Origin of the sequence: Pseudomonas sp. R19M, assembly GCF_050312585.1 — a bacterium.
In the GTDB taxonomy this organism is placed as follows: Bacteria; Pseudomonadota; Gammaproteobacteria; order Pseudomonadales; family Pseudomonadaceae; genus Aquipseudomonas; species Aquipseudomonas palleroniana.
In genome coordinates, this window is record NZ_JBNPJV010000072.1 from 1 (window position 1) to 11,762 (window position 11,762).

Sequence of the window (11,762 nt, forward strand, 5' to 3'; positions counted from 1 at the left end):
GACTGACACATCGCCATCGGGAGCAAGCCCCCTCCCACAGTGGTTTAAGCGCTGAAACCACCATCGATAGTCAGACTGGCGCCTGTGATATAGCCGGCTTCCGGCCCCGCAAGATAAGCGACGAAGCTGGCAATCTCTTCAACATGCCCATACCGACCCACCGCCATCAACCCAATCAAACTATCTGCAAAATCACTGTTCGCCGGGTTCATGTCGGTGTCCACCGGCCCAGGCTGTACGTTGTTGACGGTGATGCCACGCGGCCCCAGGTCCCGTGCCAGCCCTTTGGTCAGCCCCACCAGCGCGGATTTGCTCATGGCATACGGCCCGCCACCGCCAAACGGCATGCGCTCGGCGTTGGTGCTGCCGATGTTGATCACGCGGCCACCGTCTTTCATGTGTTTGGCGGCTGCCTGAGTGGCGATAAACACGCTGCGCACGTTGATCGCCAGGGTCTGGTCGAAATCTTCCAGCTTGAACTCTTCCAGCGGCCCGATGGCCAGCACACCGGCGTTGTTCACCAGGATGTCCAGGCCGCCGAACGCTGCAACGGTGGTGTCGACCGCCTGGCGTATCGCCGTGGCATCGGCGCTGTCGGCATGAATCGCCAAGGCTTTGCCGCCTTCGCTGATCACGCTGTTCTGCAATGCTTGCGCCTTGTCAGCCGAGCTGACGTAGGTAAAGGCGACGGCTGCACCTTGCGCGGCGAGGCGCTTGACGATGGCGGCGCCGATGCCGCGGGAACCGCCTTGGATCAAGGCAACTTTGCCGCTGAGGTTTTGTGTGGTCATGTCGATCTCCGAGCTGTTCAAGGCGGAATGCCTTGTGGTTGGAAGCGAGTATCGGCCTGGGCCATCGCGCCCGGTAGACCGTGATTGCTATAGTCTGTGTAAACCAAAAGTTTAGAGTGGGACGATATGGAGAGCTTTGGCGGTATCGAATGCTTTGTGCGCAGCGCTGAAGGCGGCAGTTTTGCCGAAGCCGCCCGGCACCTGAGCCTGACCCCGGCGGCGGTGGGCAAAAGTGTTGCCAAGCTGGAAGCGCGCCTGGGGGTGCGCTTGTTCCAGCGCAGCACCCGGCGCCTGACCTTGACCGAAGCCGGCCAGCTGTTTCTCGAAGAAGTCGGCGCCAGCCTCACCACCATTCAAAATGCCGTGGCCAACCTGGCCAGTGCGCAGGGGCGCCCGGTGGGCACGCTCAAGGTCAGCATGGGCACGGTGTTCGGTAATCGGTACGTGGTGCCGTTGCTGGGCAAGTTCATGCAGCGCTTTCCGGATATCAGGCCGGACTGGCATTTTGATAACCGCCAAGTCGATTTGATCGGCCAGGGTTTTGACGCGGCGATCGGCGGTGGATTCGAATTGCCCCAAGGGGTGGTTGCACGCAAGCTCACGCCGGCCCATCGGGTGTTGGTGGCGGCGCCGGCCTACCTCGCACAGTGCCCGCCCGTTTTGCATCCCGAAGATCTGGCGAGCTGCAGCGGCATCTTGATCCGTTCGCCGCAGACAGGCCGCGTGCGCTCCTGGCAACTCACCAGTCGGGAGCGCGAGCATCGCCCGCTGGTGCTCAAGCCGGGCATGACCATGAGCGACTCCGAGGCGGCGTGCTGCGCCAGTGCCCAGGGTTTAGGCATTGCGCTGGTGAGCATGCCGATGGCAGTGCCGTTCCTCGACAGCGGTGAGGTGGTGCGGGTACTGCCTGATTGGTACGTCGACGACGGCAACATTTCACTCTATTACGCCGAACACAAACTGCTGCCCGGCAAGACCCGGGTATTTGTGGATTTCATCATCGAGCAGTTTGCCGAGCAGGGGCTGGGGCGAAGGTTCAGCGCAGTCTGAATGTGGGGCTTGCTCCCGATGGATTGCGCAGCAGGCCCAGCCCTTTCAAACCCAAAGCAGGGGCCGCTGCGCGGCCCATCGGGAGCAAGCCCCCTCCCACAGTGACAGCGTTAAGCCTCCACTGACGGGCATCAGGACCGGCCCGGCCAGCCAATCACTTTCTTCGGTCGTGGCGTTGCGTAGGTCCGGATCTTCGACGTCGACAAACCCAGTCGCACCAGCGACTCGGCAATGGTCACCGCCGCTGTCACGCCATCCACCACCGGTACGCCCGTGCGCCGGCGAATCTGTTCGTCCAGCCCGGCCATGCCGCCGCAACCCAGGCAGATCACTTCGGCCTTGTCTTCACTGATGGCCAGTTCCGATTGACGCACGATGGCCTCCATCGCGGCCAACGGGTTTTCTTCCAGCTCCAATACCGCCATGCCACTGGCCCGCACCGAGGCACAACGCTGGTACAAGCCTGCGAGTTTCAGGCGGTCTTCGATCAGCGGCACGGTGCGGTCCAGGGTGGTCACCACTGAATAGGCGTGGCCCAGGAACATCGCAGTGCTGGCGGCCGCTTCGGTGATGTCCACCACCGGCACATTCAGCAACTCCTGCAAGCCTTCACGGCCGTGCTCGCCGTAACCGGCCTGAATCACCGCATCGAATGGCTGGTCGTAGGCCATCACCCGATCCATCACGGCAATGGCCGCCAGGTAACTTTCAAAATTGCCTTCTACCGATTCTGCGCCGAAGTAGGGGGTGAGCCCGACGATCTCGGTGCCGGGCGAAGCCACGGCCCGCGCCTGTTGGGCTATGGTGTCGGTGATGGATTCGGTGGTGTTGACGTTGACCACGAGGATACGCATGGAGTGTCCTTGATTAGTGACTGACGTTATCGACTGCAATGCTTTCGCCGCTGACATCGGCGTAGAACGCTTGGCGCTTGGCGATCAACTGGTACAGCAACCCTGCAATACCGGCGCCAAACAACCAGGAAAACGGCGCGACACCGGCAAAACCAGGCAACAGCGCCAGCAGAATCGCGATCACCGCCGCAGGCACAAACGCCGCCACTGCGCGCAAATTGACCCCGTGGCTGTAGTAATAAGCACCGTTGGGATCTTCGCTGTACAGCTGCAGCACATCCACCCGGCTTTTACGGATCAGCCAATAATCGACCATGATCACTCCGTACAACGGCCCCAGCAGCGCACCCAGGCCGGAGAGGAAATACACGATCACCAGCGGGCTGTTGTAGAGGTTCCACGGCAGGATCAGCACCGCCACGGTGGCGCTGATCAACCCGGCGCGACGGAAGTTCAGGTACTTGGGCGCCAGGTTGCTCAGCACGAAGGCAGGTGCCACGAAGTTGGCCATGATGTTCACCGCCACGGTGACGATCAGGAAGGCCAGGCAGCCCAGCACCAGGAAGAAGGTATTGGGGATGGCGGCGATGATTTCGGTAGGGCTTTCGATCACGCGGCCATTGAGTTGGAATTGGCCGCCGCACAGCAGCACGGTGATCGCCGCGAATACCAGGATGTTCACCGGCAAGCCCCAGAAGTTGCCCACCAGGATGGTCTTGCGGCACGGTGAAGAGCGGGCGAAGTCGCAGAAATTAAGGATCAGCGTGCCATAGATGGACAGCCACAACGCGCCGCCGGCAAAGATATTGCGCCACATCTCGCCGCCGCTCAGCGGCTCGCGGATCGACCAGGCGATATCACCCGCGGTCTGGAAATACATCCAACCGGCCAATGAGGCCACGGTCACCAGGATCACCGGCCCGGCGAAGGCTTCGTAGCGACGCACCATTTCCATGCCATACGCCAGGATCGCCAACTGCACGAACCAGATCGTCACGAAACACACCCAGCCCAGGGTGGACAAGCCGAGGATCGAGTTGTGGTCATAGTCGGCAAAGCCTGGATGAATCGCCGATAGCAACACGCGGAAAACCACCGACGCCAGGTAGGTCTGGATACCAAACCAGGCAATCGCAATGACCGCGCGAATCAACGCGGGGATCTGTGCGCCATGGATACCGAAGCTGATACGGCTGATCACCGGAAACGGCACACCGGTTTTCTGCCCCATAAACCCCGACAAGTTCATGAAGAAGTACACCAGTGCCGCGCCGATACCCAGGGATAACAGGATCTGCCAACCGCCGAGCCCCAGCGCATACAGGCCGATGGCGAATGAATAGTTGGCGATGTTGTGCACATCGTTGGTCCACAGCGCAAAAATGCTGTAGCGCCCCCAGCGTCGGCCTTCGCGCTTGGTGGGTGCCAGGTCTTTGTTGTGCAGGCGCGGGCTGAGCACCAGGGGGCCAGGGCTTGTAGCCTCGGGTTTCAGGGCGGAGGAGGGCAGATCCAGTGCGATGTTATTCGAAAGACTTGTACGCATTCCGGCAGGCTCCAGCGCATCTGCGAGCGAGCCGCGGATGGCAAAGTGTATGTATGATTTGTATTTATTGTATACAAAACCTATTTCACCTTAAGCCACATGCGTGCCAGTTTTCGATCTATTAAACGGGTGTCTAATTTCTTTTTTATAGGGGTTTTTGATAACTAACTGAATTTAAATAGATATAAATTGACCATTTGAACAGGTATTTATTTTTTGAAGGCAGCACGAGCTGATTCCGAGCAAAATAATGCAAGGGCGCGGGTGTTACGTTTTGGTGCTTTGACGAAAAAGATGCACACATAAATGGCACCGATCGTTACATCTATGTGTACATTTTTATGGGTAACACAAAACAAATGTGGGAGGGGGCTTGCTCCCGATAGCGATGTGTCAGTAACCAGCAATCTGGCTGAACCACCGCTATCGGGAGCAAGCCCCCTCCCACAGTCTTTTTTACAGCCTCAGCTTCATGCCTTGCTGATGATATTCCCCGCATGCAGCCCGCATTCCTTCTGGGTTGCCTCCTCCCACCACCAGCGGCCTTCGCGCTCATGTTGGTTAGGCAGTACCGGGCGGGTGCAGGGCTCGCAGCCGATGCTGATGAAACCGCGCTCATGCAGGCTGTTATACGGCAACTCCAGCATGCGGATGTAACCCCAGATCTCTTCGCTGGTCATCTGAGCCAGCGGGTTGAACTTGTACAGGGTGCGCTCCGGTGTGGAAAACGCGCTATCGATTTCCAGCGCCGCCACCTGGCTGCGGGTGCCGGGGCTCTGGTCGCGTCGCTGGCCGGTGGCCCAGGCGCTCACGCCGGCGAGTTTACGGCGCAGCGGCTCGATCTTGCGCACGCCGCAGCATTCGCCATGGCCGTCCTTGTAGAAGCTGAACAGGCCCTTTTCCTTGACGAAAGGTTCCAGCTTGCTCTGGTCGGGCGAAATCAATTCGATGTCGATCTTGTAGAACTCGCGCACCTGCTCGATGAACCGGTAGGTCTCCGGGTGCAGGCGGCCGGTGTCGAGGCTGAAGACCTTGACGTTCTTGTTCAGCTTCCAAGCCATATCGACCAGCACCACATCCTCGGCACCGCTGAAGGAAATCCACAGGTCATCGCCGAACTGGCTGAATGCCAGCTTGAGAATATCCTGGGCGGATTTGTTGGCATAAGTCGCGGCGAGTTCGGCGACGTCGAAGGCTTGGTTCATCAGGACGGTTCCTACAGGTCAGTGGCGCTGAGCGCTCTATAGGGGAGTGATGGTATCAAATCCACCCTGCGTTGCGGCGACGGGCTTGAATCGCTAGAGTTCGGCAGTCCTTGTACTCGCTCAACTTATAACAACCAACGGGAGTGTCTTGTGGAAATTGCCTGTCTTGACCTGGAAGGGGTGCTAGTTCCGGAAATCTGGATCGCCTTCGCCGAAAAAACCGGTATTGAGTCCCTGCGGGCCACCACCCGCGATATTCCCGACTACGACGTGCTGATGCAGCAACGCCTGCGGATCCTCGACGAACACGGGCTCAAGCTCGCCGATATCCAGGAAGTGATCGCCACGCTCAAACCTCTGGACGGCGCCATCGAGTTCGTGAACTGGCTGCGTGAGCGTTTCCAGGTGGTGATCCTGTCAGACACCTTCTACGAATTCTCCCAGCCGCTGATGCGCCAACTGGGGTTCCCGACCTTGCTGTGCCACCGCCTGATCACTGATGAAAATGACCGGGTGGTGAGCTACCAATTGCGCCAGAAAGACCCCAAGCGCCAGTCGGTACTGGCCTTCAAAAGCTTGTACTACCGCGTGATTGCCGCAGGTGACTCCTACAACGACACCAGTATGCTGGGCGAAGCGGACCGTGGGATTCTATTTCATGCGCCGCAAAACGTGATTCGTGAGTTCCCGCAGTTCCCGGCGGTGCATACGTTTGAGGATTTGAAGAAAGAATTTATCAAGGCGTCGAATCGGGCGTTGAGCCTGTAACGACACCCTCGATCAGGCGTCTGCCAGCAAACTCTCATAGGGAATGCGCAAGCCTTCATGCAGGCGTTTGATCATTGACAGGCTGAGCTTACGCTTGTGGTTCAGCACCTCGGACACCCGCCCACTGGTGCCGATAAAGGGCTCCAGGTCGCGGGCGGTCAGGCCAAGTTGTTCCATGCGAAACCTGATGGCCTCCACGGGGTTGGAAGGTGGCATGGGGTAATGCTCTGCCTCGTATTTTTCGACGAGTATTGCGAGGATTTCCAGCTCGTCTCCCGCCGGTGAGCCGTTTTCAGCTCCCCAGAGTTGTTCAATACGCGTAAGCGCAGCGGTCAGGTCTTCCTGAGAATGAATAGGTTTGATGTTCATCACACGGTCTCCGCGTTGATCTGGTCGTACTGCGCGTGGGTTCCTACGAAACGTATGAACCCCAGCTGACGCTGATAATCGATCGCCATGATCACTCGATACTTGTTGCCGCCCACGTTGAAAACAACCCTGCCACCTTTGAGAATGCTCGCTGTTCTGAGCTCCGCTTTGAGTGCTTGGGGTGTCGGGTAAATGGCCTTCTCCATATGACGAAACAGTTCGACCAGTGGCGTTTTGGCGTCGATCTGCGCTGGGTGGCTTTCCCAGAATACCCGTAAGGTTGATAGAGCGATTATCCGCATCGCTGATACCTCCCAATTTGGGAGATGATAGGTGGGGTCAGGTTGGGATGCAATCTCGGAAATGATTTCTGGCGAGTGTTTAATCGCTTCATGTGATCCTTCACAGACGGCGGTTGGACGGTCAGAGCTGGACGCTAACCTGCAACTCGCACCCGGTCCACGGGTGTTCTGATTCAGATTTTTTCTTGCCGGGATCTTTTCTTTCGAGACGCTGGGTTGGCCGGGACGCTAAAGGTTTTCCAACGTTTGCAGCAACACCCGCACCTTCGTCAGCGATTCCTGATACTCCGCCTCCCACTCTGAATCAGCGACTATCCCGCCGCCGCCCCAGCAGCACACCTGCCCATCCTTGACCAGCAGGCTGCGGATGGCGATGGAGCTGTCCATCTCGCCACGCACGTCCAGGTACATCAGCGAACCGCAGTACAAACCGCGCCGCGTCGGTTCCAGTTCGTCGATGATCTGCATGGCGCGGATCTTCGGGGCGCCGGTGATGGAGCCGCCGGGGAAGCTGCCGGCGATCAGGTCGAGGGCATCTTTGTCGTCGGCCAGCACCCCTGTGACGCTGCTCACCAAGTGGTGCACGTTGGGGTAACTTTCCAGGCTGAACAACTCCGGTACTTTCACCGAGCCGATGCGGCAGGTGCGGCCGAGGTCGTTGCGCAAAAGGTCGACGATCATCAGGTTTTCGGCACGGTCCTTGGGGCTGGCCAGCAACTCGGCGGCGTTGGCGGCGTCGTCTTCGGGCGTCGAGCCGCGGGGGCGTGTGCCTTTGATCGGGCGGGTTTCGACCCGGCGCTCGCTGATGTGCACAAAACGTTCGGGCGACAGACTCAGTACCGCGCCGTCGTCCGGCAGGCTCTGGAAGCCGGAGAAGGGCGTCGGGCAGGCTTGGCGCAGCGCACAGTAAGCGATCCACGGGTCGCCAGCGCAGGAGGCCCGGAAGCGCTGGGTGAAGTTGACCTGGTAGCAGTCGCCGGCCTGGATGTAATCCTGGATGCGCACGATGGCCTGCCGGTACGCCTCGGCGCTGAGGTCGGGCGCCATGGGCCCCTGCAGCGTGAAGGGCGCCCCTGGCTCGGCCACCGGTTGGCCGAACAGCGTGATCAAGCGTTGTTGCTCGCTGTCGGCCAATGCCGGATGGAATACAAGCTGGCTGGTTTGTGCTTGATGATCGCTGATCAGCGCCCAGGCATACAGGCCGAAGCGCGCATCCGGCAGGTGCAAGTCATCCGCCGCAAGGTGCGGCATTGGCTCCAGGTGCCGACCAAAGTCATAGCTCAGGTAGCCGATCAGCCCGCCGGTAAAGGGCAGTTCATAACCGGCAGGCAGATCCGCCCGACCCAGTTGCGCAAGGTTTTCCCGCAAGCGCTGCAGGAAACCGTCACCACGCTCGTCAGGTAATACCGTCAGCGTCGCTTGCGGCCAAGCGCTGAGCAGGTCATAGCGCCCACGCTCGGCCGCAGGTCGGCCGCTGTCCAGCAGCACGGCCCCAGGCGCGTGGCGAATCGCCGCAAAATACTCGGCTGGGTTGGCCCGGTAGGGCAGTGGGTGTACGGCACAAGTCAGCATTTAGCCTTCAACCGGTGGGATATGCCCAAACATTTCCTGCACGATTTTCACCCGCTCCTGCGGGGTTTCCGTCACGCCGGCCGACTTCAACGCTTCCAGCCGCGCTTCTACCGCATGGGTACGCAGGGTCAGGCCGCAGTCGTTGGCGATCTGGATATTCAGCCCTGGCCGGGCATTGAGCTCAAGGATCAGCGGGCCTTTTTCCTGGTCCAGCACCATGTCCACGCCGATATAACCCAGCCCGCACAACTCATAGCAGCTGGCGGCGAGTGTCATGAAACCATCCCAGTAGGGCAGTTGCACACCGTCCACGGCATTGGTGGTATCGGGGTGTTTGGTGATGATGTTGTTCAGCCAGGTACCGCGCAGGGTCACGCCGGTCGCCAGGTCGACGCCGACGCCGATCGCGCCCTGGTGCAGGTTGGCCTTGCCGCTCGACTGGCGAGTGGGCAAGCGCAGCATGGCCATGACCGGGTAGCCCATCAGCACGATGATGCGGATATCCGGCACGCCTTCGTAGCTGATGCTTTTGAAGATCTGGTCGGGCACCACGCGGTATTCGATCAAGGCGCGATCGCGGTGGCCACCCAGGGAATACAGGCCGGTGAGGATGCTGGAAATCTGATGTTCGATTTCTTCATGGGTCAGCAACCTGCCGGATACAGTGCGATAGCGCCCTTCAAAGCGGTCGGCGACCACCAGGATGCCGTCACCGCCGGCGCCCTGGGCCGGCTTGATCACGAAGTCGCTGCGCCCATCGAGGATCTCGTCGAGCTTGTCGATTTCCTTTTCGGTGGAAATGATCCCGTACATTTCCGGCACATGGATACCGGCGGCGATGGCGCGTTCCTTGGTGATGATCTTGTCATCCACAATCGGATACAGGCTGCGCTTGTTGTACTTGAGCACATAGTCGGCGTTACGCCGGTTGATGCCCATGATCCCCCGCGCCTCCAGGGCCTTCCAGGTTTTCCAGAAGCCGAACATTATGAATCAGCCTTGAGGAAGGCCTTGAAACGCACCAGTTCGGTCAGGCGGTAGCCGCGATAACGCCCCATGGCCAGCATGAAACCGACCAGGATCAACAGGATCGCCGGGAAGGTGAACACAAAGTAGATCAGTTCCGGCACGCTCATGATCAGGTGCGCCAGGGTTGCGGCGAACAGTGTGCCGATCGCCACTTTCAGTGCATGGGTGGCGCCGCGCTCTTCCCAGGTGATCGACAGGCGTTCGATGGTCATGGTCAGAATCACCATCGGGAACAGCGCCACCGACAGCCCGCGTTCCAGCCCCAGCTTGTGACTGAACAGGCTGATGGCCGCGATCAGTACGACCACGAAGGTCAGTACCACCGACAGCCTGGGCAGCATCTGCAGTTTCAAGTGTTCCAGGTACGACCTGAGCGACAGGCCCAGCGCCGTGATGATGGTGAATAACACAATACCGAAGCCCAGCTGCGTCTCGCGGAACGCCAGGGCGATCAGCACCGGGGTAAAGGTGCCCAGGGTCTGCAGGCCGATCAGGTTGCGCAGGATCAGGATCACCAGCACGCCGATCGGGATCATCACCATGATCATGAAGGTCTGCTGGGTTTGCAGCGGCAGCCCGTACAGTGAGTATTCGAGGAAGTTGGCGTCGGTGTTCTCATCGGTCAGCTTGGCCAGGCGAATGGCGTTCATTTCGCTGTTGTTCAGGCTGAAGGTCACGGCGGCTTTCTTGCCGCCCTCTACCGTGATCAGGTTTTCATCGCCGGTCCACCACAGCAGGCGGTCGGCCGGCAGGCCCTGTTCGCCGGTTTCCGGGTTGAAGTACAGCCAGTCATTGCCATTGAAACTGCGCAGCCACAGCTCCGGGGTCTGCGGTTGGTCGGCCACCAGGCGCAGGGTGTGCACCTTTTCGATCGGCACGTGGGCAATCGACAGCAGCAGCTCGACGATCTTGGCCTTGTGCGGTGTCGACGGGTCGCCGGCCAGCAGCAGCTTCACATTATCGTCGTTGAGGTTGTTGGTGCGCTTGATGGCCTCGCCGATAAACGTCTCGACGTCGGCCGAGTGCTGGCGGATCGGCGCGAGCAAGGCTTCGGCGGCGATCTTTTCCGGGCCTTCCACGGCAATGCTGTCGCGGAAGGTCGGGCCCTTGACCTTGAGCTTTTCGCCGCTGTAGCGCTTGGTCAGCACTAGGCGGTAGTACAGGGTTTGCTTGCCCTTGGCCCGGCGTGCCGACCAGGTCACCTTGCGGTTGCCATCGGTACGGTTGACGCTCACCCCATAGTTGTTCGAGATGAAGCTTTCATTGAGGCTGACGAAGTCGCGGCTCAGCGGCGGCACGAACATCGAGATTTTGACCGGGTCCTTGGGGTTGGCGACGAACTCGACCTTGGCGTCGATGTTCCACAGGTCGTCAGTGGCGTCCTCGGTCACCGGAATACCCAACACGAAAATCTGGTAGGCGGTGACCGAAATACCCAGCACCACCAGAATGGTGATCAGGATTTTCAGGTGCAGGGTCAGAGAGCGCATTCGGTTTACTCGGCGGTATAAGCGTCGGCGGCGCAGGCAGGTTTGCCCGCTGCGTATTTGAGACTGGGGTCGACCAGCGCATCAAAGCGTTTCAACGCTTCGGAGCCGATCAGCAGCGGATATTGGAATGCGCTGCGGTCAGTCAAGTTCACTTCGATGCTGCGTATCGTGGTGCCCATGCAGACATCCAGGGCTATCACCGGGCGGGCGGTGTAGTGCTTGTCCTCATCGGGTGAGTAGTCACCGGCGCGGCGCTTGATCTTGCTGACGCGGGCCAGGGGCAGTTCGATGGGGTGGGAATGGGCGGTGTCGATGGCCAGGTAAAAGCGCACCCAGGATTCGCCATTGCGCTTGAAGCGCTTGATATCGCGGGCGCTGAGCGACGCGGTCTTGGCGCCGGTGTCGAGTTTGGCCGCCACTTCCAGGTCGATCCCGGCCAGTTTGGCGTATTCATTCAGGCCATACACGGTCTTCTCGGCGCCTGCGCCAAGACCCGATACGCACATCAGGCAAATCAATAGAAGGAAGGGCTTGAGTCTCATAAATCCTGAGGCGGTGCCATGCGATGTTCAATTCAAGGCGACTGGCATTGCTGCGCAAACTCCCTCGTGCGCCGTTTCATCAGGAGATGTCAGGCGAAAGCGGCGGGCATTCTAACATGATGCTTTTGCGACGCCAGCGCTGGCAGGCGGCCATGCCCCTGGAAGGTGCGACAGGGGTTATTAGACGATTGTCGACAATATGTATTTATTCTTTGACTATCAGGGGCTGATTAGCTAGTTTTTGCGG

At 59.6% G+C, this 11,762-nt stretch carries 12 protein-coding genes; 2 read left to right on the forward strand and 10 right to left on the reverse strand.

The window, feature by feature from the left end; translation table 11 throughout:
* Positions 1-44: 44 nt before the first annotated feature.
* On the reverse strand, positions 45-791 hold the full coding sequence (locus ACQRBT_RS15130) for a 3-oxoacyl-ACP reductase family protein (RefSeq protein ID WP_090372328.1): 747 nt from the start codon (positions 789-791) through the stop codon (positions 45-47).
* Positions 792-917: 126 nt separating this feature from the next.
* Between ACQRBT_RS15130 and ACQRBT_RS15135 the strand changes: the two genes are divergently transcribed.
* The gene (locus ACQRBT_RS15135) at positions 918-1,841 is read left to right on the forward strand and encodes a LysR family transcriptional regulator (RefSeq protein WP_412047088.1); all 924 of its coding nucleotides are present in this window, start codon (positions 918-920) and stop codon (positions 1,839-1,841) included.
* Between the two features lie 131 nt (positions 1,842-1,972).
* Here the strand turns inward: ACQRBT_RS15135 and ACQRBT_RS15140 are convergent, their stop codons facing one another.
* From ACQRBT_RS15140 to ACQRBT_RS15150, 3 genes are all read right to left on the reverse strand, one after another.
* On the reverse strand, positions 1,973-2,695 hold the full coding sequence (locus ACQRBT_RS15140; RefSeq protein WP_060756248.1) for an aspartate/glutamate racemase family protein: 723 nt from the start codon (positions 2,693-2,695) through the stop codon (positions 1,973-1,975).
* Positions 2,696-2,708: 13 nt separating this feature from the next.
* Entirely contained in the window at positions 2,709-4,238 is a 1,530-nt protein-coding gene (locus ACQRBT_RS15145) for an NCS1 family nucleobase:cation symporter-1 (protein ID WP_412047089.1), read from the reverse strand.
* Positions 4,239-4,708: 470 nt separating this feature from the next.
* A complete protein-coding gene (locus ACQRBT_RS15150; RefSeq protein WP_198762770.1) occupies positions 4,709-5,443 on the reverse strand; it encodes a phosphoadenylyl-sulfate reductase in 735 nt (244 codons plus the stop codon).
* Between the two features lie 150 nt (positions 5,444-5,593).
* On the opposite strand from ACQRBT_RS15150, the gene thrH reads away from it, so the two are divergent.
* On the forward strand, positions 5,594-6,211 hold the full coding sequence (gene thrH, locus ACQRBT_RS15155) for a bifunctional phosphoserine phosphatase/homoserine phosphotransferase ThrH (RefSeq protein ID WP_198762769.1): 618 nt from the start codon (positions 5,594-5,596) through the stop codon (positions 6,209-6,211).
* A 12-nt stretch (positions 6,212-6,223) separates the two neighbouring features.
* On the opposite strand, the gene ACQRBT_RS15160 is transcribed toward thrH, so the two are convergent.
* The 6 genes from ACQRBT_RS15160 to ACQRBT_RS15185 form a co-directional block, all read right to left on the reverse strand.
* Positions 6,224-6,580: a helix-turn-helix domain-containing protein gene (locus ACQRBT_RS15160; RefSeq protein WP_412047090.1), complete on the reverse strand. Its 357-nt coding sequence runs from the start codon at positions 6,578-6,580 to the stop codon at positions 6,224-6,226.
* Positions 6,580-6,882, reverse strand: a complete 303-nt coding sequence (locus ACQRBT_RS15165; RefSeq protein WP_198762768.1) for a type II toxin-antitoxin system HigB family toxin — start codon at positions 6,880-6,882, stop codon at positions 6,580-6,582. The genes ACQRBT_RS15160 and ACQRBT_RS15165 overlap by 1 nt, the downstream gene beginning before the upstream one ends.
* A gap of 228 nt (positions 6,883-7,110) precedes the next feature.
* Positions 7,111-8,454: an aminodeoxychorismate synthase component I gene (gene pabB / locus ACQRBT_RS15170; RefSeq protein ID WP_412047091.1), complete on the reverse strand. Its 1,344-nt coding sequence runs from the start codon at positions 8,452-8,454 to the stop codon at positions 7,111-7,113.
* Positions 8,455-9,441, reverse strand: coding sequence for an alpha-L-glutamate ligase-like protein (locus ACQRBT_RS15175; RefSeq protein ID WP_060756243.1), 987 nt, complete (start codon positions 9,439-9,441; stop codon positions 8,455-8,457).
* A complete protein-coding gene (locus ACQRBT_RS15180; protein WP_060756242.1) occupies positions 9,441-10,973 on the reverse strand; it encodes an inactive transglutaminase family protein in 1,533 nt (510 codons plus the stop codon). The genes ACQRBT_RS15175 and ACQRBT_RS15180 overlap by 1 nt, the downstream gene beginning before the upstream one ends.
* Positions 10,974-10,978: 5 nt before the next feature.
* A complete protein-coding gene (locus ACQRBT_RS15185; RefSeq protein WP_060756241.1) occupies positions 10,979-11,515 on the reverse strand; it encodes an ATP-dependent zinc protease family protein in 537 nt (178 codons plus the stop codon).
* Positions 11,516-11,762: the final 247 nt, after the last annotated feature.